Annotated in this window: 23 protein-coding genes; 14 read left to right on the top strand and 9 right to left on the bottom strand. The window is 60.7% G+C overall.

Features of this window, described 5'->3' with window-relative positions; genetic code table 11:
• The first annotated feature begins 78 nt into the window (after positions 1-78).
• On the top strand, positions 79-381 hold the full coding sequence (locus R3E82_08510) for a fasciclin domain-containing protein (GenBank protein ID MEZ5550916.1): 303 nt from the start codon (positions 79-81) through the stop codon (positions 379-381).
• A 175-nt stretch (positions 382-556) separates the two neighbouring features.
• Here the strand turns inward: R3E82_08510 and R3E82_08505 are convergent, their stop codons facing one another.
• From R3E82_08505 to R3E82_08485, 5 genes are all read right to left on the bottom strand, one after another.
• Entirely contained in the window at positions 557-1,210 is a 654-nt protein-coding gene (locus R3E82_08505) for a hypothetical protein (protein ID MEZ5550915.1), read from the bottom strand.
• An 85-nt stretch (positions 1,211-1,295) separates the two neighbouring features.
• Positions 1,296-1,733 (bottom strand): hypothetical protein, encoded by a 438-nt coding sequence (locus R3E82_08500; protein MEZ5550914.1) that lies wholly within the window; start codon positions 1,731-1,733, stop codon positions 1,296-1,298.
• Positions 1,734-1,891: 158 nt separating this feature from the next.
• Positions 1,892-3,118 carry an aminotransferase class V-fold PLP-dependent enzyme gene (locus R3E82_08495; GenBank protein MEZ5550913.1) on the bottom strand — a complete coding sequence of 409 codons (1,227 nt, stop codon included), beginning with the start codon at positions 3,116-3,118 and terminating at the stop codon, positions 1,892-1,894.
• A gap of 48 nt (positions 3,119-3,166) precedes the next feature.
• Positions 3,167-3,583 (bottom strand): DUF1330 domain-containing protein, encoded by a 417-nt coding sequence (locus R3E82_08490; protein ID MEZ5550912.1) that lies wholly within the window; start codon positions 3,581-3,583, stop codon positions 3,167-3,169.
• Between the two features lie 8 nt (positions 3,584-3,591).
• Positions 3,592-4,797: a TetR/AcrR family transcriptional regulator gene (locus R3E82_08485; GenBank protein MEZ5550911.1), complete on the bottom strand. Its 1,206-nt coding sequence runs from the start codon at positions 4,795-4,797 to the stop codon at positions 3,592-3,594.
• Positions 4,798-5,143: 346 nt separating this feature from the next.
• Here R3E82_08485 and R3E82_08480 point away from each other — a divergent pair, with 346 nt between their 5' ends.
• The 8 genes from R3E82_08480 (at position 5,144) to R3E82_08445 (ending at position 17,938) form a co-directional block, all read left to right on the top strand.
• Positions 5,144-7,498, top strand: a complete 2,355-nt coding sequence (locus tag R3E82_08480; GenBank protein ID MEZ5550910.1) for a TonB-dependent receptor — start codon at positions 5,144-5,146, stop codon at positions 7,496-7,498.
• Positions 7,499-7,512: 14 nt separating this feature from the next.
• Entirely contained in the window at positions 7,513-10,092 is a 2,580-nt protein-coding gene (locus R3E82_08475) for a DUF3604 domain-containing protein (protein ID MEZ5550909.1), read from the top strand.
• Between the two features lie 32 nt (positions 10,093-10,124).
• Positions 10,125-12,059 (top strand): DUF3604 domain-containing protein, encoded by a 1,935-nt coding sequence (locus R3E82_08470; protein MEZ5550908.1) that lies wholly within the window; start codon positions 10,125-10,127, stop codon positions 12,057-12,059.
• Positions 12,060-12,087: 28 nt separating this feature from the next.
• The gene (locus tag R3E82_08465) at positions 12,088-14,130 is read left to right on the top strand and encodes a DUF3604 domain-containing protein (GenBank protein MEZ5550907.1); all 2,043 of its coding nucleotides are present in this window, start codon (positions 12,088-12,090) and stop codon (positions 14,128-14,130) included.
• Positions 14,131-14,589: 459 nt separating this feature from the next.
• Positions 14,590-14,865, top strand: coding sequence for a hypothetical protein (locus R3E82_08460; GenBank protein MEZ5550906.1), 276 nt, complete (start codon positions 14,590-14,592; stop codon positions 14,863-14,865).
• 126 nt (positions 14,866-14,991) lie between these two features.
• Positions 14,992-15,852, top strand: a complete 861-nt coding sequence (locus tag R3E82_08455; protein MEZ5550905.1) for a hypothetical protein — start codon at positions 14,992-14,994, stop codon at positions 15,850-15,852.
• A 35-nt stretch (positions 15,853-15,887) separates the two neighbouring features.
• Positions 15,888-17,294 (top strand): VCBS repeat-containing protein, encoded by a 1,407-nt coding sequence (locus R3E82_08450; GenBank protein ID MEZ5550904.1) that lies wholly within the window; start codon positions 15,888-15,890, stop codon positions 17,292-17,294.
• A 338-nt stretch (positions 17,295-17,632) separates the two neighbouring features.
• Positions 17,633-17,938, top strand: a complete 306-nt coding sequence (locus R3E82_08445) for a hypothetical protein (GenBank protein ID MEZ5550903.1) — start codon at positions 17,633-17,635, stop codon at positions 17,936-17,938.
• Positions 17,939-17,985: 47 nt separating this feature from the next.
• On the opposite strand, the gene R3E82_08440 is transcribed toward R3E82_08445, so the two are convergent.
• Positions 17,986-18,270 (bottom strand): hypothetical protein, encoded by a 285-nt coding sequence (locus R3E82_08440; GenBank protein MEZ5550902.1) that lies wholly within the window; start codon positions 18,268-18,270, stop codon positions 17,986-17,988.
• A 246-nt stretch (positions 18,271-18,516) separates the two neighbouring features.
• Between R3E82_08440 and R3E82_08435 the strand changes: the two genes are divergently transcribed.
• The gene (locus R3E82_08435) at positions 18,517-19,179 is read left to right on the top strand and encodes a DsbA family protein (protein ID MEZ5550901.1); all 663 of its coding nucleotides are present in this window, start codon (positions 18,517-18,519) and stop codon (positions 19,177-19,179) included.
• Positions 19,180-19,195: 16 nt separating this feature from the next.
• Here R3E82_08435 and R3E82_08430 read toward each other — a convergent pair whose 3' ends face one another.
• Complete coding sequence (locus R3E82_08430; GenBank protein ID MEZ5550900.1) at positions 19,196-20,191, bottom strand: hypothetical protein; 996 nt, start codon at positions 20,189-20,191, stop codon at positions 19,196-19,198.
• Positions 20,192-20,277: 86 nt separating this feature from the next.
• Positions 20,278-21,285, bottom strand: coding sequence for a PHB depolymerase family esterase (locus tag R3E82_08425; GenBank protein ID MEZ5550899.1), 1,008 nt, complete (start codon positions 21,283-21,285; stop codon positions 20,278-20,280).
• A gap of 71 nt (positions 21,286-21,356) precedes the next feature.
• Here R3E82_08425 and R3E82_08420 point away from each other — a divergent pair, with 71 nt between their 5' ends.
• Entirely contained in the window at positions 21,357-22,403 is a 1,047-nt protein-coding gene (locus R3E82_08420; protein ID MEZ5550898.1) for a glutathione S-transferase family protein, read from the top strand.
• A gap of 125 nt (positions 22,404-22,528) precedes the next feature.
• On the top strand, positions 22,529-23,878 hold the full coding sequence (locus tag R3E82_08415; GenBank protein MEZ5550897.1) for a cytochrome P450: 1,350 nt from the start codon (positions 22,529-22,531) through the stop codon (positions 23,876-23,878).
• Here the strand turns inward: R3E82_08415 and R3E82_08410 are convergent.
• Positions 23,862-24,593: a hypothetical protein gene (locus R3E82_08410; GenBank protein ID MEZ5550896.1), complete on the bottom strand. Its 732-nt coding sequence runs from the start codon at positions 24,591-24,593 to the stop codon at positions 23,862-23,864. The genes R3E82_08415 and R3E82_08410 overlap by 17 nt on opposite strands.
• Positions 24,594-24,772: 179 nt before the next feature.
• On the opposite strand from R3E82_08410, the gene R3E82_08405 reads away from it, so the two are divergent.
• Together R3E82_08405 and R3E82_08400 are read left to right on the top strand one after the other, a co-directional pair.
• Positions 24,773-25,018, top strand: a complete 246-nt coding sequence (locus R3E82_08405) for a hypothetical protein (protein ID MEZ5550895.1) — start codon at positions 24,773-24,775, stop codon at positions 25,016-25,018.
• A gap of 237 nt (positions 25,019-25,255) precedes the next feature.
• On the top strand, positions 25,256-26,218 hold the full coding sequence (locus R3E82_08400) for a phytanoyl-CoA dioxygenase family protein (protein MEZ5550894.1): 963 nt from the start codon (positions 25,256-25,258) through the stop codon (positions 26,216-26,218).
• Positions 26,219-26,235 lie beyond the last annotated feature (17 nt).

The raw sequence follows: 26,235 nt of genomic DNA, 5'->3' as shown, positions 1-26,235 counted from the left end.
TCACGCCCAGGTTCCCATACTCGTGCCTCCTGGGACGAAAGATAACCACTCAACTATCAAGGAATCAGCAGGATGCGTATGAATAAAGTTTTTACTCCGATTATCGCCATCGTTTTCGGTGTCGGTGCGGTAAATGCCATCGCGGACAACTACAAAGGTGGTTCAGCCGAACTGGCGGAAAGCACAATCGTGAGCGTGGCCACCGACACGGGTAACTTCAGCACATTGCTCGCAGCGTTGGACGCAGCCGCTCTAACCGCAACGCTGGAAGGCGAAGGGCCGTTCACGGTGTTCGCCCCCACCGAAGAAGCGTTTGCTGCGCTGCCACCGGGTGCGCTCGAGAATCTGCTCGCTAATCCCAACCAGCTGGCAACGGGGTAATTCATGTGATCGATACGGTGATTCTGCCTCAGGCGTAATCGCCGATCCTGCGGCCGCGCCAGTCTGGTTGCGGCCGCAGACCCTCCACAACTTACCCTGAGTACCGCCCTGAAACTGCAGAAACAACAGCAGGGCGGTAATACCCGCGAACCTGACTCGAAAACGTGACATCAGCTCACTGCGTAAGCCCCGCAATGTCCATCCTGTCGAAGCGGTCAATGATCTGCCGGGCAAGCTGCAGCGTTCCGGCGCTGTCCAGGGCGACCACGATGTTGAAGTTAAGCTGGGTTGCTCCCCGCCGAGCGAAGCCGCTCAATCGGGTCTTTGCTCCCTTCGGGTGGCCGCTGCAGTCTTCTGCATATTCGACATACACCACGTGTCCGGTGCCCAGTGCTTCGCTCTTTACCGGACCCACCGAGACGACGTCAGGTGCGTTTGCGATGAAGCTGGTCGCGAATCCGGCTGTGGCTGCCGGTGCTCGATCGATGTCCTGCTGGTACATGGCGATCGCCATGTCGAGCATGGGCGGTGCTTCGAAAGCGGTATCCCCCTTGATTTCGATCCGCAGCTCCGGTGTGCCGGCAAAGACGCAGGATGGTCGCTGACCCGGGAAAGATGTTGCCTGCAGATTGCCCCCGAATGACTTTCCGAACTCGGTTTCCATGACCTCGAAACTGCCTTTTCCAGGATCAGCCCCTTCTGGCAACAGACCTGCAATCGCACCCGGCACATTGGAATCGGCGATCGCTGCGCATGGGAGTGCAACAGCCGCCGCGAAAACACAGGCGCAGAAACACGCCCGGCCCGAGACAGAACGACGACGCGACATGGAGAGACTCCTGGTGTGCTGGATGCGGACGCATCCAGGTCGCAAACTTTAATCCAGTCGCTTTACGTTGGATAGACCCTGGCTGCTACCAGTCGCAGTCCGAAGGGTCGAGCTCGTAAAGCACTTCATCGCCAGAGTCGTTGTAGTTGCGCTCAAAGCAGTTGCCATGGCGATCCCGGAAGAGGGTCCGGCCTACGGGTGCAACGTTTACCTCGCGGATGACGACACGGGAAGGTACGGTTCGATAGACAGTGCGGGTGACCGGATAAGGTTCGTAATAATCTCTGTAGTACGAACGGTGATATGCACTGGCGAGCACCGTGCCCAGTACCAGCCCCCCCACCAGATAGGCGCCATTGTGATTATTGTGGGATCGGTGGCCGTGGCTGCCGCGGTAGTAGTGCCCACCGTGGCCCCAGCCGCGATGATCGTAACCGTGACCCCGATGCCCGCTACCGGCCTGTGCTGGAACGGCAGCGGCGGTAACGCAAAGCGTGAGTACAGCAAGGGCGAAAGTCTTCATCGATCTCTCCTGGAAGCCTGGAAGGCACATTCCTGCCTGGAAGGCAGGTTAGCGAAGTAAGCCTGAACGGTACCTGAACGACGCGACATGGTAACGGCTCCCGATGAGTGGGGAGGCAGATCCGAGGCCACTGCGCAAGCGGGTGTGATTGCGCAGCTTTAGCCCACCAGCAGTGCCTCGATCCCCGCAAGCGCCCGATCGACGTGGGCCGTCGTATTGTAGATGTGGGGGCACAGCCGCAAGCCGCCGGTGGGCGCAGCGGCGATGCCATGCTCGGTATAGAGCCGGTGCCAGACCTCGTTGCGCTGCCCGGGTGTCACCTCGATGATGCAGACACCGCCGCTCAACGCCGGATCCATCGGGGTGACGAGTCCCAGGCCCATCTCGGCCACGCCGCTTTTGAGCCGCTGGGACAGTTCGCGCACACGCTGTTCTACGCGGGCAGCGCCGACTGCCGCATGCAGCTCACTCGCATCGGCAATGGCCGCCAGACAGGCGTCGTCGCGCTGGCCGAGGGATTCGAATTTGCGCGCACCGACGAGATCGCTCTCTGCGTCCTCGCCCCAGCCCGGCGCGACGATGCTGGGCCAGAGCTGTTCGATACGGTCAGATCGCACATAGAGCAGACCTGCCTCTTTTGGACCCATGAACCATTTGTGTGCGCTGGCGGTATAGGTATCGCACCCCAGTGCCTTCAGGTCGATGTCGAATGCACCCCAGGTCTGGGCGCCATCGACGTGTACGTGTACTCCGCGACGGCGTGCCTGTGCCGCGATCTCGGCGACCGGCAGGCGCATGCCGGTAACGTTTGAGACGTGGGTCAGGGCCAGTACCCGGGTGCTGTCGGTCAGCGCATTCAGAAATGGTGCAATGAGCTGATCCTCGTTGACGGGCCGTTCGGGCACCGACACCCGCCGGACCCGGAAGCCGGACCGGGCCGCGCGCACGTCCCAGGCGACGTTGTTGGTCGGGTGGTTCTGATCCCAGAGAACGACTTCGTCATCAGGCCCGAGGTCGAGGCCGTTGTTAACGACGTTGTTTGCTTCGCTCGTGTTGCGGACCAGGGCGACTTCGTCGGCGCTGACATTGAGTGCTGCGGCCACACTCGCCCGGGATCGCTCGAGCAGATCGGTCAGCCTGCTGCGGTTCTGGAAGGAGCAATCACGATCGATGTCATAGGTGAGCTGGTACACGCGCTCGGCGACAGAGCGGGGTGACGGACACAGGTTCGCCGCGTTCATCGGCACCCGGTCTTCGTCAAAGGCGAACTGGGCGCGGATCAGGTCCCAGTAGTTGCTCTCGGCGGCGGTCGCTCTCGCAGCACTCAGGGTTGCGCCGGCGCCGAGCGCGCCGAGGAACCCCCGGCGGGTGGTGTTGATCTTCATTGGTCTCTTCCCCTCTGGTCGAGCGTCTGTTGTCAGCCCGTCCCGGTATCAGATCCGTGGCAGCAGCTGGGTGGTTTCGACCAGTCGGCTGTCCGCCAGCGCCGCGGCGCGGATAGGCGAAATCGCCTTGTAGGCCGGGTCCTGCATCATTTCGACAAACTGGCGCCGGGTGGGATAGTGCACCAGTATCACCAGGTCCCAGTCTTCATCGCCGATGATGGTTCCGATGGCTTTGCCCATCCAGATCGGTTCGCCGCCGAAGCGCGGATGCAGTTCTTCGAATCGCTGTCCGTAAACCCCGTAGGCCTCACGACCGCTCAAACCATCGACCCCGTATCCCGCCTGCGCCGTATCCCGGTAACGCAGCAGATTGAGCATGACGACCGGCTCGTCCGGGTCGCCCGTCGCCATGGCCTCCAGCGCTCGTGCCTCGAAATCCACACTGCCCATTTCCTGCTCCTTCATGGTCGTCCTCAATTCGGGTACCCCTTCGCCAGACCGAACGCCAGCACCTGCATGACCTGGTCCGCGTGGCCCTGGCTCTCATCCGAGGTCTGGAAGGGGATATAGGCCATCGCCGTAATCATGGGCTGAACTGCCTCTGCACTCAGAGGGCGTATCAGACCTGCCTTGACGGAGTCCCGCAGCAGCTCTATCAGAACCTTTCGATAAGCGCGATAAATGTCCCAGGCGACACGACCGTGTTCGGTAGACAGACAATCGAACAGATAAGGGGACAGCAGTGGACCTGGTGCATGGTCCAGCAGCTGACGCGACAGATAGGTGTCGAGGAGAACCGCCTGGAGAGGATTATCGGACATGGCGATGGACACCTGCCGGATCTGGGCGATGAGGTTGAGCGTGCGGTGGGCGCACTGGTTGAGCAGTTCTTCCTTGCTGGCAGCATAGCGATAGAAAGACGTCTTACTGAGGCCCAGCTCCCTGGCGACGTCCGGTATCGACGTTTTTCGCCAGCCCCGGGTGTTGAAGGCGATCGTAGTGGCGCGGAGTATTTCTTCCAGCGCCGTTTCCTGCAGCGAAAGCAGCGAGCGTGGGGCGCTGTTTAGAAGTACCCCGCCCGGGTCGTTCGTGTCGGCAGCGATACCGCCTTTAAAAAAGGCAACCAGTTCCTCCGTCAGACGGTCCGCGGTCAACCCGGCTTCCGTGAACACTGCCTCTTCCTGATATGCAAAGCGGTCCAGAATTCTTACAACGAGATGAGCGGCGAGTTGTGGATCGATTGGAATGATGCTCTTATCCGCCACACCCTGGTTGATCAACTCGGCGAGTTCCGCACGGTTTCGCTGATATAACCTGATGACACGGCGGCGATACGGCCCCACCAGCGTTGATCGGCCGCGGATGATCAGAGATGTGGACGACTCGTGCATCACCAGACGCACATACTCCATCAACTGCGTGAACGCACTGTCCCCCCGGATTCGCGCCTCGTCGAGAAGGCGCGATCGTCGTTCTGTGTAGATCTCGATGAGGCTGGCTTCGAGATCATCCCGATTATGGAAGTAGTGATAAACGGCCGTGTAGTGCAGGCCAAGCTTCTCCGCGAGTTGCTTGAGTGTGAAATCGGCAGACGGGTCCTTGCGCAGCAGTTGCTCGGTTGCGGAGAGGATCTTCTCCCGAGTGGATGTGGGTTCCAGATTCGCGACTTCTGCGCTCAAGATGGTATCGGCTCAAAAATGTCTGTATGCGCAGACGCGCTCGCTGTTGATCGGAGCATTTCCGTCATATCGGGAATCCTGTCATGCCTGAAAAGGTTTGTCAGCCGGGAAAAGCTGGATTTCATCGCCGGGAGACACACGATGGCCCATCTGCAGTCCTCTAACCAGCGGAATCCGGAATTATGAATTCCAGTTGGTATGGCTGTAAATACACGTATTTTTCCCGATAGGACGTAAAAATGGGGAATCCTCGAATAAGAAATTTATTGACTTGAAGTTGCGCTTGTGAAGAAATTGGGGCAGCGGGGCTATGGGGATGCCCGCATTCGTCTAATGGGAGAGAAACATGCAAGCATTTCGATTTATGCGGGCGGTGCTCATCGGCAGCATCTGCGCGATACCGGTTCTGATCACCTTGCACGCCCCGATGGCTGCAGCGGCCGCTGCACAGTCGAACGCGCTCATCGAAGAGGTCGTTGTCACCGCCAGGAAACGCACCGAACGATTGCAGGACATTCCTGCCTCCGCGGCGGCGTTGAGTTCGGATTTCATCGAAGACATCGGCGGGGTGAACAATCTCAGGGACATCACCGATCTGATCCCCGGCATCAGCATTAATGAAACCCAGGCCGGTTCACTGACCGAGCCCACCATCCGTGGCGCGGGGCAATCCCGGAATCGAGCGTCCGTGTCTGCTACCGGTCTCTATCGCAATGGCGCTTATTTCGCGACCAACAGCTTTGGCGGCAAGAACTTTGCCCGGCTCGACACCTACGATCTCGAGCGGGTCGAAGTCCTGCGGGGTCCTCAGGGTGCCCTGTACGGGCGTAATGCCCTGGGTGGCTCCATGAATCTGATCTCGAAAAAGCCGACGGATCAGTTCGAAATCGATCTTGGAATCGCGGCAGGCGAAGAAGATACACAGCGCTACGATGGCAAAGTTAACGTGCCCATCAATGAGCAGATCGCCATACGGGCCAGCCACGTGTACGAGAAGCGGGGGGACAGCTACTACACAGGCCTTACCGGACAGGGCGTCGACCATGAAAAGTATCAGTCAACGCGAGCGTCGGTGCGCTATCAGCCCAATGAGAGCTGGGATATCAATTATGTTTTCGATACTCAGAAGGACGAACCGATTGATGCCTACATCAGCCGCACCACCCTGGTGCCCGATCTCGATGATGCCTTCGAAACCACGGTCAACTCACGCAAAGGAGCGGAGTACGATGTGGACAACCACAATCTGGTGATCGACTGGAATCTGGGCCAGGGCACACTCACCTCGGTGAGCAACTACCGCGATCGAAAGTACGTGATCCAGGACGACAGTGATTACACGGGTCCGACCTTTGCGGCTGCAACGCGCAATCTTCAGGACATCCAGAGTATCGACAACGACATCTTCTTTCAGGAAATCCGCTATGGAGCAGACACCGTCGGAAATCTGACCTGGCTGGTGGGCGCAGACTACTTCACCCACGACAACACCGAAATAATTAATGGCTGGGTAGCGCAGACAGTTGCGAACTCACAGTATCGCACCGTGAACATGTCCACGGACTCGTGGGCTGCCTTCGGCAGCGTGGAGTACCGGTTCGACGAGGTACCGGTCACACTGACAGCTGAGCTGCGCTATGCGGAAGACAAGATCGATGGCGATGTAGTGACGTACCGACGCAGTGATCAGCCTGGGCTTCCGGACATCAACAACCCGGTCAATCCGGAGACGGACTTTTCCACGAGTAAGAAATTTACCAATCTGCCCTGGGGGCTCACCGCCGCCTACCGATTCGTCGAACAGGACGTCATGGCCTATGCCAAAGTCGCCTCTTCCTACCGTCATGGTGGCATGAACCTCAATCAGGGAAGTCCCGGCCTGGAGTTGTATCCGGCTGTGCTGACCTACGGTGAAGAAACCTCGATCACCTACGAGTTGGGCGTAAAGACAAGCTGGTTTGATCGGGCTCTGACGGTGAACGCGGACGTGTACTACACGGACTACAACGATTTCCTCAACACGACCGACAACGGATGTCCGGAGCAGTGCCAGCTCGTCGACGTGAATGGTAACGGGCTCGGCTTCAATCCGGATGGCAGTCGGGTTGGAGAAGATGCGAATGGATTTGCAATCCCGCCGAACAACGAAATCCCCGTGGCCTTTTTCATCGATAACGTCGGCAAGGCGTATGCGTGGGGTTTCGAAATTGAGGGTACCTACAAGAAACAATTCGATTATGGCGGGACGGTTTTGTTCAACTTGGGCTATGCGCGGGGTAAGGGTGAGGTGAAGAGCCTCAACGACGATGTGTCTGAAGCGACGGAAGCTGTCGCGGACGGTGCCAAGTTGCCTTTCCTGCGGCCGAATCAGGTAAAAAGCTCGGTCGTGTATCGGCAGGCGCTGGGTAGTCTGAGCAGCATTCGCGGGTTCGATGGTGCTGCGCTGGTTGCCTCTGCCACCTATACCTATGAAGAAGGCGGTCCCAGGAGTCTGACCAACGTGAGTGGCATTTCCAATGAGCAGGACACCGTGAAGCGACTCAATGCCCACCTGGGGCTTGAGACGACTAACTGGTCGCTGTTCGTACGCGGAGAGAACCTGACGGACTACGACTACAAGACCTGGGAAAACAGCACCTTCTACATACGGAATCTGCCGAGGTATGTGTATGGCGAGTTGACGGTGCGACTGCGGCCCTAGGAGCCCATCAGATCATGGATAGACAGCGAATCGGGTTCCCGTCTCTGGTGGCAGCGCTGGTCAGTGTGGTGATGTGGTGCTGCGGACCGCTGCACGCAGCCGCCGCCACCGACTATCTGAATCCCGAACTCAGGAGCAAGGTCGACCAGCTCAAAGCCGATGTCATCGGATCGCCCACCACCGCTGCGAACGCGGCGGAGCGTACCCGGGTGCTCTGGGACTGGGCAAATGCCTTCGCTCTGAACGGTGGCTATGTGCCGGTCAACCTCACGGCAGCGATCCGGCCGGTCAATCCGGATCGGGTGCGACCCAGAGAGGTGGCGGCGCTCGACGGATACATCCGTGAACTGTCTCTGCAGGACACCGATCCGAAGGCGATCGGAGCGCTGACCGCCGATCTCGGTCCTTTCGAAGCACGCTCCTGGGCCACCTTCCAGCAGACCTACACAGTCGGCACTCGACCCATCGTGCGGGGTGGTGGCCTCGTCGTGGGCAAACACTTCATGGTCGATCATGGCGACCTGCAGACGCAGGACCCCGCAGCGCCCAATTACCTCAGCATCGCGAGCAGTTCCGGTACCGCCCGTTTCGTCGTGGACAGTGCGCCCATAGCAGGCATGCACGGCAACTTCCGCGGTGCTGCCAACATGCTGTTCTTCCGGCTGGACGCAGGCACCCTGCAGAAGGGTGACACGGTCACCCTGACCTATGGTGCCCGCAGCGGTGGCAGCCCGGGATTGCGCATGCCGAGTACTTCCAGCGACTTCACCCCGTTTCCCCTGTATCTGATATTCGACGACAGCGGTGAGCAGTATTCGCTGCCCATACAGCCGATCCGCATCTCCGGCACATCGATCGCCGGAGTTCACGGATTCGCGCCTTCGGTGGTTCGTCCCGATGAGGCCTTCACGATTTCGGTGCGGGCCCAGGATCGTTTCTTCAATCGTGCGCAGCCGCCCTATCCGGACTGGCAGGTCTATGCCAACGATGAACTGCTCGGCGCACTGCCGGCTGCAGGAAGTGCGATCGCTCTGCTCGAAAACTTACGCTTGAATTCCCCCGGTGTTTATCGAATCACCATACGCTCCGGCGACGGTGCGATCACGGGAGTTGCGAACCCCATTCTGGTTTCAGCCGATGCGCAGAAGATCCAGTGGGGCGACACCCACGGTCATTCGGGATTCGCAGAAGGTATCGGCACCCCCGACCGGTTCATGACCTGGGCGCGGGATGATGCGCGTCTGGAGTTTGTGACCCACTCCGAGCACGACATCTGGATGGACGATTCGGAGTGGGAGGTGCTGCGGGACAACGTTGCAAAGTACTCTGAAGAGGGGCGATTCATTGCCTACCTCGGCTATGAGTGGACCACCAGCAACATCTACGGCGGGCACCATAATGTTCTGTTCCGCACACCCGCAGATCGTGAGCGTGTGCCGACCCAGTGGTTCCCGACACTGTCGGATCTCTACGCCGGCCTGCGTCTCGGCAACGACCCGCAGGACGTGGTGGTGATTCCCCATGCCCATCAGGCCGGGAATTATCGGATGGGTGATCCGAAACTGCAGCCTCTGGTGGAAATCATGTCCCAGCACGGCACCTTCGAGTGGTTCGGCCGCATGTATCTGCAGCACGGCCAGCAGGTGGGTTTTATCGCTGCCAGCGACAATCACCTGAGCCAGCCGGGCTATACAGCGCCTAAAGGCGGCGGACTGTCACAGCGCGGCGGCCTCGGTGCAGTACTGGCGCCGGAAACGTCGCGGGACGCCATATTCGATGCGATGAAGGAACTGCGCGTCTATGCCACCACCGGTGACAGGATGATTCTGGATGTCTCGCTCAACGATGCCGGGATGGGACAGAGGATCCCGTTCGTAGAAAAACGCAGGATCAAAGGTCGTGTAATCGGCACCGCACCCATCGAGTCGATCACCCTGGTCCGGAATGACGAGGAGATCTGGCAGAAAGACTACCTGAGCATCGAAAGCGGTGCGTTTGCAAAGGAAGAAACCTTCTACCTGAGCTTCGACAGCTCCTCGACCCCGATGCACAGCGGCGATAATCCCCGCGGCTGGCGTCCCTGGTCCGGGCGTGTGGAAGTGATCGGCGCAGACCTGGTGACGGCGGAACCGACAGATTTCTTCAACGCCGACATGCAGGCGTTTTCGACCGAAGCTGGCAATGCGAATGCCTTCGTGTTCGAAACTGCGAGCCGAGGTGACGCCAGCTCGGTGCGCCTAGTGTTGAAGAACATCAGGCGTGGTGCCAGGGTAAAAGTGAATCTGGTCCCCACCCGGGAATTCGGCTCCGGTCCGCCAATCTATCGACAGCTCGCCAGGCTGCCGGGTGGCGATTTTGAACTGGCGCTTGCGGATCTCGAGCGCGGGGTGCTCAGCCGCACGCTTCCCTTCGATATCTACGAAGACCGGATCACGCTACGCCGTCGTATTCCGAACGGTGCTGAGGATGTCAGCTTTGAAATCGAAGATACGGGAACCATTCAGGGGGATTACTATTTCATTCGTGTCAAGCAGGTGAACGACGCCATGGCCTGGTCGAGTCCGATCTGGGTGGGGGGCTATCCGAACCGTTGATGTTTTGAACGACCGTTGAAGGGGAGGGTACGATGCTGAATGTGCTCGACTGCCCGCGCCGATCGGGTGTGCTTTCGGCACACCTGTCACTGATGATGCTGGCACTGGCAAGCCTTGTGCTTGCTGACTTACCGACTGTATTCGCTGCAGATGCAACTGCTGCCGAGCCGATGAGTGAGTCATCGGATGCGGCCGCGGGTGTACCTGGTCGATCCGCCTACTTCGGCGATCTGCACATTCACACCATGTATTCGTTTGATGCCTTCACAGGCAGTGTGCGCACCACGCCGGACGACGCCTACCGTTATGCGAAAGGTGAGCCCATCGCGCATCCGGCTGGTATGACGCTGCGTCTCGAGGGTCCCCCCCTGGACTTCCTGATGGTCAGCGATCACGCAAGGTATCTGGGCGTCTTCGCCGCGCTGCTGGATCCGTCGAGCCCGACCTATGGCCATCCGGAAACCAGGCAGGTGCTGCCCGGCAAGGACATGAGCCTCGATGGTGTGATCAGGCATCTGCAACAGATGGGCCCGGCGCGTGACGAACTGTCCGGCCCCAGGGTCGCCGCTTACGCCTGGGAAAAAATCGTGGTAGCGGCGGAGCGGCACAACGACCCCGGCCACTTCACGGCTTTTATCGGTTACGAATACACGCCCACACCCGGCGGCCGACATCTGCACCGCAATGTGGTGTTTCGCGGTACAGAGGTGCCCGAGCGACCTTTCAGCAGCGACGACTCGGAAAATCCCGAAGACCTCTGGAACTGGCTCGATGCGCTGCGCGCGCAAGGCATGGAAGCGCTGGCGATCCCGCACAACATGAATCAGAGCGACGGTCTTGCCTTTCAGGAGACTGACTGGAGCGGTGATCCCATTGATCGCACCTTTGCGGACAAACGTCTGCGCAATGAACCCATTGCAGAGATCAGCCAGATCAAGGGGACCTCGGAGACCCATCCGTCGCTGTCACCCAACGATGAGTGGGCTGAGTTCCAGATTGTGCAGTACTACCTGAATCGCGCCACCAACACCAATCCGATTTCGGTATTCAAAGGCGGCTACTACCGGGATGCGTTGCTGACGGGTCTGAAGATGCAGGATCGGGATGGCTTCAACCCGTATCAGCTCGGCGTGATCGGTTCGAGCGACTCGCATCTTTCCGCGGCACCTTATGAGGAACAGGCGTATTTCACCGGCGGACCCAACACGCCCCGGTCTCGCGGCTCCGCATACCCCAGGAACCAGGAATCCTGGCAGGATTTCTGGACACCTCGGCAGGCAACCCATGGCACCGGGGGACTTGCAGGGGTGTGGGCGGAAGACAACACCCGGGCATCCCTGTATGACGCCATGCGGCGACGGGAAACCTTCGCCACCTCCGGTCCGCGGATCCGGGTACGCTTTTTTGGCAGTTTTGATTTTCCGGACGACATTGCAACGGTGGCCGATCCCACCCGGACTGCCTATGCGCGTGGCGTGGCGATGGGGGGAGAGTTGAGTGGACGTGCCGTTTCCGCGACTGCGGACCCGGTGCGTGCAACCTGGGCAGCGCCCGCGTTTCTGCTCTGGGCGCTCAGCGATCCACGGTCCATGCCATTGCAGCGCCTGCAGATTGTCAAAGGCTGGGTGGAAGACGGCGACACGGTCGAGGCTGTGTTCGATGTCGCCTGTGCTGACGGACTCACGCCGGATCCGGCCACCCACCGGTGCCCGGACAATGGCGCACGGGTCAACCTCAGCGATTGCAGTGTCAGTAGTGACAAAGGGGCAGTCGAATTGAAGACACTGTGGCGCGACCCCGACTTCGATCCCGCCGAGCAGGCCTTCTATTACGCCCGGGTGCTCGAAAATCCCAGCTGCCGCTGGTCCACCTGGGATGCCATCCGGCTCGGTATCGAACCCAATCCCGATCTTGCCGCCACCCAGCAGGAGCGCGCCTGGAGTTCGCCGATCTGGTATCAGCCCTGACCGGGGCATCTTGAAGACAGAGGTAAGCATGAACTGGAATCGATGGGGGATAGGGGTCTGCCTTTGTCTGGTGCTGGCTGGCTGCGGCGCGGGATCGGAACAGACCTCGACAGGGGATCGAACTGCATCGGGCACGTCTGCCGCCGTACCGACGACAGCGAGCACCAGTGCAGGCCTTATGGCGCAGGCGCGACCCCGGCTCTTCGAGCCGCCGCTGGAGACCATCGCTGTGGCGCCTGGCCACAGCGCGACCCGTCAGGCGCTGTTTGGAGATCTGCACATCCACACCCAGTACAGCTTCGACGCTTATGCCTTCGGTACCATCGCAACGCCGGCGGACGCCTATCGTTATGCCCGGGGCGAAGCAATCAGACACCCGGCGGGATTCGACATGCAGTTGCGGGCACCTCTGGACTTCTACGGCGTGACCGACCATGCCATGTTCTTAGGCGCTGTGCCTGCAGCAGCAGATACCAGCACGGAGTTCTCAAAACTCGAGCTGGCCAGGCCTTTTCACAATCTCAACCGACCAGAGAATCTTACGGCGGCGAGTTCGGCTGAACGCAGCCGGCGATTCTCGACCTTCATTCCCGACACCGTGCGGGGGATTCTCGACGGCACGGTGGATCGCGAGCTGCTCAACGACATCGCCCGTTCCGCCTGGCGCGACACCATCGATGCCGCCGAGCAGTTCAACGATCCAGGGCAGTTCACCACCTTCATCGCCTACGAATACACGAGCACCACCGACGAACGGGGCAACCTGCATCGCAACGTGATATTCAGAAATGGTGACCGGGTGCCGGACGTGCCTTTTTCCCGATTCCATTCCCAGAATCCCGAGGGTCTGTGGGACTGGATGGATCAGCTGCGGGCACGGGGTATGGAAAGCCTGGCGATTCCGCACAATTCGAACGGTTCCAATGGCGCGATGTTCATGCTCACGAACTGGGCCGGCGACCCCATCGACAGCGACTACGCAAACCAGCGCATGCGCAACGAGCCGCTGGTGGAAGTGACCCAGGTGAAAGGCACCTCAGACACCCATCCGGCGCTGTCGCCCAACGATGAGTGGGCGGACTTCGAAATCATGCCGTACCGGATCTCCACCACGCTGCCCAGTCAGCCGCCCGGCAGCTATGTGCGCGATGCCTATCTGCGCGGTCTCACGCTCGAAGCCGGCATCGGGGTGAATCCCTATAAGTTCGGGCTGATCGGTTCCAGCGACACGCACACCGGTGCCGGATCATTTGATGAAGACAACTTCTTCTCGAAGATCGGTATTCTCGATGCAACACCCGCCCAGCGGGGATCCGTACCTCTCGATCCGGAAGCGGCGGCCGTCGCCATTGAAAACAAGGCGGCCAAACAGATCGGCACGGACGTGTATCGGGAAGGCGCGCTGCAGCACTGGAGCGCCTCAGGTCTGGCCGGTGTATGGGCGGAGGAAAACACCCGGGATTCGATCTTCGATGCATTCCGGCGCAAGGAAACCTTTGCCACCAGTGGGCCACGCCTGCGCGTGCGCCTGTTTGCCGGTTACGGCTTTTCGAAGGACCTCACCGCTCACCCGGATTGGATCGAACGCGCCTACGCCAATGGTGTGACCATGGGTGGTGATCTGCATGCCCGTATCGGTCAGGTACCGAGCTTCGTGGTATGGGCAGCCCGGGATGCACGCAGCGCACCGCTGCAGCGCCTGCAGATCATCAAGGGCATGGTGGTGGATGGTGAGACTCGGGAATCTGTTTACGATGTTGCCTGCTCGGATGGACTGGCGGTGGATCCGGCGACACATCGCTGCCCGGACAACGGCGCCTCGGTCGACCTGGACACCTGCAGGTTTTCTGGTGACAAAGGGGCAGCGGAACTCATGACAGTCTGGCAGGATCCTGACTTCGAAGCGGATCAGCGGGCCTTCTACTATGTGCGGGCGCTGGAGAATCCGACCTGTCGCTGGTCCACCTGGGATGCCATCCGCACCGGGGTGCCACCGCGACCTGATCTGCATGCGACAATTCAGGAACGGGTGTGGTCATCGCCGATCTGGGTGGTGCCGGGTGGTGAGTGAGTGGTTTCCCGGTTCGGCTCCGCCGTCGATGATCAGGTTTGCGGTGAGCCAGGAGTGAGTTGAAATGAATGAACCCATTCGGAACAGTGCCGGTCCCTCGATTCGAATGCCAGCACGGCCATGGCTCTGCGGGCTGATCGCTGGAGTACTCCAGGTCTCTGCAAATGCCGGTGCACAGACTGCAACCCCGCTCGATATCGACGATCTGGGTCTGCACAACGTGGAAGTCCGGTCGGTCGAGTTCGGTGGGAAGGACGCCCTCGAAGTCAGAGTATCCGCCGAGAGTCGCGCCCAGCTTGCGGAGCAACGCCGGCAGCGGCAGGCGGCGGGTCTCGAAGGACCGCCTGCGCAGCGCGTGGACCATCTTGTGGTGGTGGCGGAGGATTTCCGCAACGGGACGATCGAAGTGGAGCTCACCGGAGAGCCCGCGCCGAAGATCAGGAGCGCCGCAATCACTCGGTGCAGTATGTTTCACATCCGGAATACACCTGGGAGCGGTTGCGCCGGGAGACGCCCAGCCGCTACGAAGCCTATGTGGATCTGGTGCCGGGACAATGGACCCCGATCCGGATCGAAGTGCAGGGCGACAAGGCCATATTGTTCGTGCATGGCAATGATCAGCCGACGCTGATCGTCAACGATCTGAAAATGGGTATGGATGCCGCGGGTGCCGTCGCCTTCTGGATCGAAGGCAGTACCATTGCCCACTTCCGCAATCTGAAGATCTCTCAGTAGGTGTTTTCCAGCAGCGGCGGTACAGGACGGCGACACGGCGTGGCAGTTTTTTCCTCGCTGAGAAAAAGGCGCTCCCGAAGCTCTCCCATAGCCTGCAGTGTCTTACTTCTCGCCGGAGGCATGGCGATGCAGCAGGATGCCCTCGGCGCCGATCCCGACTACGCGGAATCCGTGGCCATGACCGGTCATTCGGTCGATGCCAGTACCACCTTCGATGTGCGGATCGCGCGCTTCCCCGCCAGTGGCCGTGGCACGCTGTGGATGTACGTCTACCTCGACGGGCGCCAGTTGGCTCTGGTGGACGAGGTGCTGGCGCTGACGCCGCCGGAGGTGACAGAGGTCTCCGGTCCGGACGCGACTTTTGCTGTGACCGGCACTTCCGCCGCGACGCTCACTGGGAAGGCTCGCGACACGTCCGGGATGCGCGGGCTGCTGCAGGCCCGGGGGCGATTGCACGCGACCGCGCACCCGGAACCCGGTGACGGTGAGGTTCCGGTCGAGATCGAGATGAGTTTCACCGCCGACCACGCACCCATCAACGTCCGGCCGGGCAGGATCGAAGTCATGGGGCGCGTGCAGGGCCGTATCCTGGTGGACGGCACCTCCCACAGGATCGACATCCCGGGCAAATGGCACGAGCAGACCGGCGTTCGTCCCCAGTTTGCGCCGGCGTTCACCTATCTCTTCGTGCAGGGTGCGGGGAGCGGGATCATGGCGACACGCTTTGCAGAAGGCGCCTGGGGCTACGTTTACAACGAAGGTACCGTTCGCAGCATCATCGCAATGGATATCGCGCCTTATGGCGCTACCGAGCGTGCGTTTACGGCTACGCTGGAAGATGGGAGCCGACTCAGTGGAAGCGCCCGTGTGGTTCGTGAAGTCAGTGTACCCATCGAAGGGAAACGCAGGCCCGGTGCCACGGTCCTGGTGGAGAGCGACATGGGCCCGCTCGTCGGCGTGTTGAATGACTGGAATCCGGGGCAATGAGGGCAGATCGAGTGTGGCGGATCGACAGAGCGCGAGTGGCGACCACACTCCTTTTCGCTCTGTCGCTCGTCCAGGCGTCTGTCGGTGTGTCGGCCGCGGCGGTGGCCGATGCCCCTGGCCTGGCGCAAGCGGTGGATGGTCAGTACATCAGCTGGCGCGAGCACCTCATCGATGATTCGGCAATCAGCGGGATCGAGCTCAGTGGCAGCGATGGCTTCGTGCTGGGCGATGTGGATGGCGATGGCTGGGAAGACATCGTCTCCGTGCACGAGTCGGACAGCAGCTACGATGGCAACCCGGACGGTGATGTGCGCATCGCCTTCGGCTCTGCCGATCCGCTTCAATGGACCAACATCACTCTGGCGGAAGGGCGCGCCGCCGCCGCCCCCGAAGACGCCGCGCTGGCGGACGTCAACGGCGACGGGCATCTCGATGTGGTGGTGGCATCCGAGTTGTCCCATCTGCTGTATCTGCAGAATCCGGGCACCGGGGTGCGAACCGCAAGCTGGCCGCGGCTGGTATTGCCGATGACGCGCGATCGCGGCAGTTACATCCGGGTGTTCCTGGCGGACCTGAACGGAGACGGCCTGGTCGAGGTGCTTGCGCCGAACAAAGGCGCCCAGAATCCCACCAGGGCGGACTTTGAGCGTCTCACACCGGTCTCCCTGTTCCGGCACAGCGGACCGCCGCTGCAGGCGCAGAGCTGGACCGAACAGATCATCGGCAACTACAGCGTGCCCCAGAATGCGCAACCGGTGGATCTGGATGGCGATGGCGACCTGGACATCCTCGTCGGCTCACGGGGCGAACAGCGACTGATCCTGTTCGAGAACGTCTCCGCGGATTCCGCGCAGCCGGGTGAGATCCTGTTACGCCAACACCGGATGGAGGTGACGGGCGCTCGACCGGGTGGTTTCAATCTCGATTTCGCCGACATCAACGGCGACGGTCGTCTGGATGTACTCTCCGCGAGTGGTCTGGATCTGTTCTGGCTGGAACAGCCGAGCCGCTGGGATGAGGAATGGACCGCGCACCGGATCGGCAGCTTCACCCCGGACAGCATGACGGGATTCGGCATCGCCGATATCAACGGTGACGGGCGCGTCGACGTGCTGGCCGGCAGTTACAGTCGCGGCCCGAGAGAGCAGGATGGCGATGTGACGATCAACGATGCCCTGGGTCGCATCGGCTGGTTCGAACAGCCGCAGGACCTGAAGAAAGACTGGCCGCGCCACGACATCTCCCGGCGCAAACGGGGCATGTTCGATAAATTCATCGCCCGGGACCTCGATCGGGATGGGGACATGGACTTCATCGGCACGCGTGGCAACAGCGCGCCCTACGACGGCGTGTTCTGGCTGGAGCAGGTGCGCTCAGCGCAGCCGATCCCGGTCTTCAGGCGCGCGCGGAGCAAGGACAGTGAGGAGGTGCCCCTTCCGTAGCCCCGGTCGGCGCCCTCGAGCACCCGATACGGTAAGTTGCTCCAGGAAATTACACGCCGGCATCGCCGCGCACTGTAACAGTGCAGTAAAGGCGCCGGATACCACGGTTTACGGGCCCTGAAGCTGGCCCGGTTCTTGTATTGCTGCAGTCACGGGTCCTGCCCTGGGTGGGGTCCGACCAAATCAGGATCCGTTACAGCGGATCAAAGATCGGACTCGCCGTCGTGCGAGCCGGGCTTTTTTCTGGCGGAAACCGCTGCTCGCAGCACGGCCGCGCCGTTGAACCTTTCCGGTCGGTCCCGTTACTCACAGGTCAATGAACCGATTGAGGAATGATCATGCGACTTACGACAGCACTGATTCTGGCGTTGATGACGGGCACCACGCTGGCCCAGGAACCGCGCCCGGTCGCCGGCTACAGCGACTGGCAGGGCGCCCGTCAGACGGGCATCCGGGGTGATTCGCTCGAGAGCGCCCACCGTTACCAGGGCGGTAACCTCAGCGAGCGGAGCGTCGACATCGGCATAGAAATGGATTTCACCGCGGAAGGCCACGACTGGTTTCGTCAGCCTGGGGAGCCCGGCGACGCTACACGCCGCTCAGGATTCGATACAGGCTTCCAGCGACAGGGCTACCGGCGCTGACCGCCACGCCGTGGCCGTAACCGCTGAGCTGGTCTACCGGTTTTTTTTCACAGACCCAGTGACAGACCGAAATCCACACCGATCGCGGGTCCGGCGCTGAGGCCGGTGGTGGAGTAGACCTTGGTGGTGCCATCCCAGTCCTTGAGAAAACCCACTTCCTGATTCGCGCCGTAGCCGAGCTGCATATCCTGCTGCACGGGCCTGTGTCCAGGTACCTGCCCGAGTTCGCCGACATGCGGGTTTACGTCGGAGAGAAAGATCGCGAGATGGTCACCGAACCGGCACGCCCCATCACGATTCATCAGCTGCTCACCCATACGTCCGGGCCCCATTCCAGGAGCCTGGTGTGGATCGTGAAGGCAACATCCGCGAAGGCTACAGCTTTCAGTTCTGGTAGCCCCTTAGCTACGATGAATAATTCATGGCGTCCGGAGCCTTCAAGCACTATCTGTGGATAGACAGGAAGCGCGAATTCGTCGTTGCGCAGTTCTCTACTTCTAATGATGGCGCCAGTACTTGAGAAAAAGAGGCTGTGTTTCGTGCGTTAGGTACTGTTGGACTGGAAGGAGAGGATGAAAATGAGTGAGCCCATGGAAATTGACGTGTTCTGGTCTTTTCGCAGTCCGTGGTCCTACCTCGCGACCCGGGGATTACGCGACTGGCAGGATCAGTACCGCTTGAAGGTCATTTTCCGGGTCGAGTATCCCATTGCGATACGGATGCCGGAGTTTTTCGATCAGGTGCAACCGCAATGGTTCTCCTATTTCGGGATTGATGTCCGTCGTGTGGCGGAGTATCTGGAACTGCCCTTCGCTTTTCCAAAGCCTGACCCGGTCATACAACAGATCGATCAAGACGGTCGGCGACAGACTGGGTCCGAGCAACCCTACATCCATCGCCTGACCCGACTGGGTGCGCTGGCTGAGGAACTGGGGCAGGGCATCGAATTTGCGGATGAAGTGTCGTCGATCATCTGGGGTGGCACCGAAGGGTGGGATCAGGGCGATCATCTGGCAAAGGCGGCACAAAGAGCTGAACTCGATCTTGCAGAGATGGATCGGCGGATCGTCGCGGAATCAGACCGGCTGGATTCTGTCATCGAAAAAAACCAGGTCGACCATGACCGTGCGGGCCATTGGGGTGTACCGACCTGCACATTCAGGGGTGAGCCGTTTTTCGGTCAGGATCGTCTTGATGTATTGCTCTGGCGACTGAAGCAGGAAGGACTGCAGGTGCGGTAGATCGATTGACCGGAAGCTAGAACTTGAGCTCGGCAATGGCGATACCGCTTTCACCCGCCACTGAGTAGAGAAGATAGACGTGCCCGTCCTCCTCGAAAATGGCGGGGTCGCGCAACTGATTGGCGCGCACGTCGATGCAACCGCGCTCCGATGGCGCAATCGGCAGATCCGCTCCCTCCCATTCGTGTACCGGACACATGAGTTCGGTTGCCGGAGATTCGCGCCAGGTCGACCAGTCGTGCTCCAGGGAAATGCTGGACAGATAGATTTGTTCGGGTGCGTCTCCCGCCTGTGTCCAGAATACGAACAGCGTATTGTCGCGAATCAGCAGAGCTGAGTGACGCATGTCGTCATTGAAGAATCTCGGGCCGGCCTCGAAATGGTCAATGCCGTTCTTCGAACGGTACAGGTATCCCGGCATCGCCAGCGCATAGTAGTAACCCCCATGGGTGACTACTCGGAAATACGGCCGGCCCAGAATTTCTGGTCGCCCGGCGAACGCGATACCGTCCTTTGACGTCGCCAGTCTGGTCAATTGCGGCCCGATCGCATCGCGGCCGTGGACGTACATGATGATCTCGCCCAGGTCTTGGCGGACGTGGACATCTGGTGATGCAATGTGTGCGTACGCACCAGGCGGCGCTCCCGCTTCGACTTGCGTAGGAAAGAACGAATCCTCCAGTTGCAGCGATCCGGCTTCGTGGGTCTGCCAGGGACCCAGCAGATGATCGGCGTAGGCAAGGCGGATGTAGGTACCGCGGTGATCGGCGAAGTAGAGGTAGTACTTTCCCAGGGGATTTTCGACCCAATCGGGTACCCGTATCAGCGAGGGTCCCTGGACATTGCCACCCATGCGCCCGTCCATGTACCGGGCAATAATCGGGCCGTTCTTGAGGCGGATGACATCTGGTATCTCTGCAGCCTGCGACTGTGCAGCCGGCGCGAGAAAAGTGGCGCCAATCGACAACGCCTTCAGCAATTTCATTCGGCTGATCACTTTGGTTCCCTTCATCGTACCTCCCCGCACGGGCACCACCCAGGCGAGTTGCCAGTACAAGCCCCGAAAGGCTTATGGTGCGCTTCTTCGGCCAGAGATACTCAACGTCGCCCGTGCCGCGCAAAAAAACGCCACATTTCCTCACTGGCATTCCAGGCCATCGTCGGTGGGTCTGCTTCGGCCCGCCCGGGGCGGCCGCCGGGCCAGGCGTGGCCATTGTCGGCGACCGTAACCAGGACTACCTCGGCATCATCCTGGCAGTCCGGATAACTCAGCATGTCCGCCGCCGCAGTGGTCTGCTGAACCGCAACGCCGCAGCCATTCGCCCCGGCCCAGAAGTCCGCGGCGGCGCGCGCGGAAATCGTGTCGCGATCTTCGGGCCTGCGCGCAATGCGTCTGCGACTGTCGCCCCGGCCAGCCAGGGGGCCGCCTGCGCCCGGCACGATGGCATCGGTCGCCCCGATGATCATCAGACTGGCGACGGGCTGGTAGGTGGCAGGCGGCACTTCATCGCCGAACAGGGCGCCGACCACCGGGGCGATGGCGGCGATGCGATCGGAAAGCTCGAGCCCGAGCCGGTGGGCCATCATGCCGCCGTTCGACATGCCGGTGACGTAGATGCGTCCGGCATCCGCGTTTCCGGAGGAGACGAGATCGTCGATGATCCGGGCGATGAAGCCCACGTCGTCCACCTGGTTTTCCCGCGCATAGGCGCAGCAGTGGCCGGCGTTCCAGGTGAGCAGGCGGCCGCCGGGTGTACCGCCGGTGCCGGCCGGGTAGACGGCGATCAGTTTCTCGCGCGCAGCAATCACGTCGAACTGACTCATGTCGACCGCGTTCTCCGCATGACCTCCGCCTCCGTGCAGGATGAAGACAACGGGGGCGGGGTTGTCGCCGGAGAAGTCGTGCACCAGGTAGTGACGCGTGCGGCCTTCGTGCTCCATGGTCTGTCTGCTGAATGTCGGGTGTGTGTCGCCACCCGCGCCGGGCGCGGGCGGGTCAGCCAGGCTGGTCATGCAGGCGGTCAACAGGAAAGCCGTGCACAGGAGAGCGGCGCGACGTGCAACGCCTTCAACCCGGAGCATGGCGGGCGCCGTTTTTCTGATCATGGCTGGATCTCTCACTTGCCGTTGATACTTTCGATTGCTGTAGTCTGTGTCCTCACGAAGGAGGAAAAACGATGTTCGAAGGACGATATACCCTCTGGGGCGGGGAGCACAGCCTCTTCACCCGCAAGCTGCAGGCCATGCTCAACTATCTCGGCGTGGACTACGAGTTCAGGCTCAAATCGATGGAGTCGGGTCCGGCGGTGGAAGCCCGCCTGGGCACACACTTCATCCCCGGCCTGCAGACGCCGGAAGGCTGGTTCATCCATGACACCACACCCATCGGTCTGATGCTGAACGCTAAGTATCCAAAGCGGGCCATAGTGCCGGGTTCACCCGTGCAGCGTATTGCCGCCCATCTGCTGGAAGACTGGGCGGACGAATGGTTCGGGCGCTATGCCGTGAGCAGCCGCTGGTGCTACCCGCACAACGTGACAGCCATCGCGGCGGGCTTCTATGCCAACCGGGTGGGTAAGTTCTCAAGTGAAGGACTCTCCAGCGAAGAACAGATTGCGGCCGCCACCATGATCGAAGCTGTGCGCGACAACTTCGGTCTCAGAGCCTGTGCGAACAGAGGCTGCGGACCGGATCAGGCCCGGGCGGTACGGCAGGATTTCGAGCGGCTGATGCGCCATGCCGAGATCCACTACGGCCAGTTCCCGTTCCTGCTCGGTGACCGCGCGAGCCTCGGGGATTTCACCTTTGCCGGTCTGTTCAAGGCACACATCGAAGCGGACCCCGAGCCGCGCAGCTGGATCGATGCCAGCGCACCGGCCATGATCGGGTACATGAACCGGATTTTCGATGCGCGATCAGACAGCGGACAGTACCTGGCGAATGATGAACTTCCAGACACGCTCGCACCCTTCTTTGCGCACATGCGCGACAGCTACCACCGCTTCCTGCGGGTATCCCGGGATGCGCTTGGTGCCGGTGAAAAGTGGTGTGAGGTCGATCTTGGCGAGGGTCCGGTGAAAATGCGCTCGCTGAAGTACAGTGAAATCTCCAGGTGCCACGTCCGCAACGAGATCGAGTCCCTGTCGGCGTCCGAGCGCGCGGCTGTGGATGCGAAACTAGGCCCTTTCGGGGTGCTGGACGCCTACCTGCTGCCGCCTCTCTGAAGGCGCTCTGGTTGCGGGATGTTGATCTGGTGCGGTCAGCGGCCTTAGATTAGGACGCATTCGAGCAGGTGGGGTTTGCCGGAAGACTGCAGACCCGCAATGAATCCAAAGGAAGGAAACCAGCAATGAGCCAGGTCTACATCAACAGCAGCGACGCACAGCGCGAGGCGCTCATGGCGCGAATTCGCGGCGGCGACATGACGGTGTCCAACAAGGAGATGCGCGACGTCTTCGAGATCGACCCCAACTACGATCCCTATGCCATTCCCCTCGAGCAGGTTGACCCCTCCCATCCGAGCCTGTTCCTGAACGGCACCCACTGGCCGCACTTCAGGCGGCTGCGGGATGAAGATCCGGTGCACTTTCACGAAGAAAGCATGTTCGGTCCCTACTGGTCGGTGACCCGCTATGAGGACATCCGCTATGTCGACTCCCACCACGAACTGTTTTCCTCCCATCGAACCAAGGGTGGCATTGCGCTCGGCGGACTCCCGCAGCAGGACGATCAGTACGCGCTGCCGATGTTCATCCAGGAAGATCCGCCGAAACACGACCTTCAGCGGAAGGTGGTGGCACCGCTGTTCACACCGCGTAACATGGCCGATCTGGAGCCGCTGATCCGCAGCCGCGCCGGTGCGATTCTGGATGATCTGCCGCGCAACGAAGAGTTCAACTGGGTGCGGCATGTGTCGGTGGAACTCACGGGCCAGATGCTGGCCACCCTGTTTGATGTGCCCCAGGAGGATCGGCTGCGGCTGATCGACTGGTCGGACACGATTCAGAATCTCAACGATCCCGAGCAGTTCGCCACCCCCGATGAGGGATTCAAGAAGCTGTTTGAGTGTCTGGCCTATTTTCAGGGTTACTACGAGGAGCGTAAAAAACAGCCGCCCAAGTTCGATCTCATTTCCATGCTGGCCCACGATGAGTCGACCAACAACATGAGCCCCCAGGAGCTGCTGGGCAATGTGATGCTGCTCATCGTCGGCGGCAACGACACCACCCGTAACTCGATCTCCGGCGGGGTGCTGGCGCTGAATGAAAACCCCGACCAGTATCAGAAACTGCTGCAGAACCCGGGCCTCATCCCGAAAATGGTGCCTGAGATCATCCGCTGGCAGTCGCCGGTGGCACACATGGCGCGCACGGCGACCCAGGATTGCGAACTCGGCGGCAAGCAGATCCGCAAGGATGACCGGGTGTGCATGTGGTACATCTCCGGCAACCGTGATCCCGACGCCATCGAGGATGCGGATTCATTCCGCATCGATCGTGCCAACCCGCGCCAGCACACGGCCTTCGGCTTCGGCATTCACCGCTGTGTCGGCAACCGCCTCGCGGAAATGCAGCTGCGGGTGATCTGGGAGGAAATCATGAAGCGCTTTTCGAAGGTCGAAGTCACCGGTGAGCCGCTGGGCCTGTCTTCAAACTTCATTCATGGTATTCGCGAGCTGCCGGTTACCTTGAGGGGGTAGAGGCGGCGACAGCGCAGCTGCCGGAGAACAACGCGAATCGCGGCCCTCTCGGCTTCGGATGTTTGTGTGCATCCGGCAGCCGGCAGATCCGGTCCATGCGGGTGACGCTGCCATCCGCGTATTCCCACACCAGCTGTTCGCCCGACAGGTAGCGTTTCACCACCACCGGTCCCCAGCCCAGCAGGCGGAAGTCGAGCACACCGCTGTTCCAGAACATGCCGGCGGAGGTACGGGGGCAATAGTCCCTGCTGCCGATGCGGAACAGCACGGCCCCCTCGGTGTCATCGGAATTGAACCCGCCGGTGCTGTTCGGACCCGAGTCGTGAATGATGCCGCTGGCGGTGATCACGGTTCGGGAACCGCACTGCTCCACGCGTTCGACGTGTCCGACGTTGCCCGTCACACCGATCCACAGACCGCGTATGTCGGCGGCACCTTCGGCCAGAGGCTCGGTGCATTTTCTGAGAACGGGCAGCGGAAAGTGCGTGTAGCTGCAGCCGGGCGTGTTGCCTTTGGGGATGTCGACGGCCAGTTTGCCACTGCCGTCCAGTACCGGCAGTTCACAGTAGTTGAGAAGGCTGCCGTCGCCGGCCAGTGTGGCCGGGTCAATGGTCAGGGGCGGGCGCGGCGAGAAGAAGACGAAACAGAACAGCACCAGCGCACCGGAGGCGAGCACGAGGGCTGACCGCACTACTATCCGGATGAGGGTTTTCATATCAGCAGCCCTGTTTTCCGGATCTTCCGGAAACGCCCTGCGGTTGGTTTTTTGTGTGTGAAGTCATGTCAGGCGCTGAGTTCGCTGATTGAGGTGGTTCTGATCAGGTCGATTATGAGCTTTGCAACCTGGTCCGGCGAATTCTCCTGCACGAAATGCCCGCCGTCTTTGATGGTGGTATGGGGCAGCCCCCGGGCACCCGGAACCCTTTCTCTGAACGGGATATCGGCGCCTGCCGTAACCGGATCATTGTCTGCGCAAGCGCACAGAAAGGGCTTGTCGAAGGTCTCGAAGAATTCCCAGGCTTTGCGGTGTACAGCAGAAACCTTACAGCCCGGAGTACATTCGGCAGCCGTTCCATCATCATGGACATCATGAAGCCGATGGGGAGGTCTGCCGTCTCCCGGCAGAATTTCTGCCAGTAGGCGAATCTGGTGGCCTGATTGCCGGCCATCTGACACAGGGCGCGCGGCACTGTCCGTACCTGTTTTCTGCACTCGAATCTGACCTCTTTGCGATGGGTCTCCGGCAACCCGCGGATTCTATCCCGGCACCGTGCTATCAACTGCCTCGCATCTTAACGAAGTGCCGGGAATTTCCTTAAAAGGCTTCGAGGGGGATGGTAGCCTGTGCACTTCGCGACGCGGTCCAGGATGAAGCGCATGACAGGCACGAGAGATCCTCTCACCAGGACAGATAATGCAGCAGAGGACGCCCGGATCAGCAGTCTGCGTAGCCACCTGGCCGCCAGCAATGGGATCAAAGGCCTGGAGATACTCGAGCCCGACCAGGTCGAGCGAGTGGTAGCAGGATTTCATCGGGATGGTTTTGCCGTTGTCGGCAATGTGCTCAACCCGGAACAGATCGAGATCCTTGCGGCAGGCTGCAGCGAAGTGGTGAAGGAAGTGATCGGCCTGGATGCAGAACGCAAAGGCAATCGCGGATCACATCGCTACTCGTTTGGCGGCTCGAGTCTCACCCGCAGCCAGTTGCATCGTCCGGCCTGGCAGATGCTTCTCGACATCGAACCGGTAACCCGACTGCTCATGGCGATTTTTGCGTCACCCGACTACATCCTCAGAGCCGCCAGCGGGGACTTCTGTCTGCCGGGTGCAGTCGACTACCAGCGCCTGCACGCGGACACCCGGGACTGGGTGGACGCACAGTCCTCACCCTTCAGCGCCTTTCACGATCCGCGCGGTCACATGAGTATCCGCGATCTTCCCTGCCCCTATGTGTGTGTGAATTTTCTGCCTCAGGATGTGACCCGGCTCAACGGTCCGACCCGGCAGATTCCCGGAACCCAGAACTCCCGTGCACCGATTCCCGATCTCGACAGCGAGCCGGAGTGGATGCGTTTGAGTACCCTGTGTCCGGTACCTGCCGGCAGCATCATGATCCGCGATGTGCGTGCCTGGCATGGCGGTACACCCAACCTGTCCGATGCCACCCGATCCATTCCGAACCTCGAATTTTATGCTCCCTGGTTCAGGGAGCCGATGGTGCCCGGGATCAGCTACCGGGATTTCAGGAAACTCTCGGAACCTGCGCAACGTCTGGTGCGTTTCTGTGTGGCGGATTCGAGTGAAGAACTCGTGACCGGCACCACGCTGCGCGCGCCTTAGAACCCAACCGGGCGGAA

It is taken from the genome of Pseudomonadales bacterium (assembly GCA_041395945.1).
GTDB lineage: Bacteria > Pseudomonadota > Gammaproteobacteria > Pseudomonadales > Azotimanducaceae > SZUA-309.
This window is presented reverse-complemented; position numbering and strand designations above follow the sequence as displayed.

What these genes read in the sequence shown, in the direction of transcription:
- R3E82_08425 (MEZ5550899.1), bottom strand. Translation starts at nt 21,285, where the DNA reads ATGATCAGAAAAACGGCGCCCGCCATGCTCCGGGTTGAAGGCGTTGCA.
- R3E82_08440 (MEZ5550902.1), bottom strand. Translation starts at nt 18,270, where the DNA reads ATGGGGCCCGGACGTATGGGTGAGCAGCTGATGAATCGTGATGGGGCG.
- R3E82_08430 (MEZ5550900.1), bottom strand. Translation starts at nt 20,191, where the DNA reads ATGAAGGGAACCAAAGTGATCAGCCGAATGAAATTGCTGAAGGCGTTG.
- R3E82_08500 (MEZ5550914.1), bottom strand. Translation starts at nt 1,733, where the DNA reads ATGAAGACTTTCGCCCTTGCTGTACTCACGCTTTGCGTTACCGCCGCT.
- R3E82_08490 (MEZ5550912.1), bottom strand. Translation starts at nt 3,583, where the DNA reads ATGAAGGAGCAGGAAATGGGCAGTGTGGATTTCGAGGCACGAGCGCTG.
- R3E82_08415 (MEZ5550897.1), top strand. Translation starts at nt 22,529, where the DNA reads ATGAGCCAGGTCTACATCAACAGCAGCGACGCACAGCGCGAGGCGCTC.
- R3E82_08410 (MEZ5550896.1), bottom strand. Translation starts at nt 24,593, where the DNA reads ATGAAAACCCTCATCCGGATAGTAGTGCGGTCAGCCCTCGTGCTCGCC.
- R3E82_08505 (MEZ5550915.1), bottom strand. Translation starts at nt 1,210, where the DNA reads ATGTCGCGTCGTCGTTCTGTCTCGGGCCGGGCGTGTTTCTGCGCCTGT.
- R3E82_08400 (MEZ5550894.1), top strand. Translation starts at nt 25,256, where the DNA reads ATGACAGGCACGAGAGATCCTCTCACCAGGACAGATAATGCAGCAGAG.
- R3E82_08510 (MEZ5550916.1), top strand. Translation starts at nt 79, where the DNA reads ATGAATAAAGTTTTTACTCCGATTATCGCCATCGTTTTCGGTGTCGGT.
- R3E82_08470 (MEZ5550908.1), top strand. Translation starts at nt 10,125, where the DNA reads ATGCTGAATGTGCTCGACTGCCCGCGCCGATCGGGTGTGCTTTCGGCA.
- R3E82_08445 (MEZ5550903.1), top strand. Translation starts at nt 17,633, where the DNA reads ATGCGACTTACGACAGCACTGATTCTGGCGTTGATGACGGGCACCACG.
- R3E82_08435 (MEZ5550901.1), top strand. Translation starts at nt 18,517, where the DNA reads ATGAGTGAGCCCATGGAAATTGACGTGTTCTGGTCTTTTCGCAGTCCG.
- R3E82_08475 (MEZ5550909.1), top strand. Translation starts at nt 7,513, where the DNA reads ATGGATAGACAGCGAATCGGGTTCCCGTCTCTGGTGGCAGCGCTGGTC.
- R3E82_08480 (MEZ5550910.1), top strand. Translation starts at nt 5,144, where the DNA reads ATGCAAGCATTTCGATTTATGCGGGCGGTGCTCATCGGCAGCATCTGC.
- R3E82_08465 (MEZ5550907.1), top strand. Translation starts at nt 12,088, where the DNA reads ATGAACTGGAATCGATGGGGGATAGGGGTCTGCCTTTGTCTGGTGCTG.
- R3E82_08405 (MEZ5550895.1), top strand. Translation starts at nt 24,773, where the DNA reads ATGGGGCAGCCCCCGGGCACCCGGAACCCTTTCTCTGAACGGGATATC.
- R3E82_08495 (MEZ5550913.1), bottom strand. Translation starts at nt 3,118, where the DNA reads ATGAAGATCAACACCACCCGCCGGGGGTTCCTCGGCGCGCTCGGCGCC.
- R3E82_08455 (MEZ5550905.1), top strand. Translation starts at nt 14,992, where the DNA reads ATGCAGCAGGATGCCCTCGGCGCCGATCCCGACTACGCGGAATCCGTG.
- R3E82_08420 (MEZ5550898.1), top strand. Translation starts at nt 21,357, where the DNA reads ATGTTCGAAGGACGATATACCCTCTGGGGCGGGGAGCACAGCCTCTTC.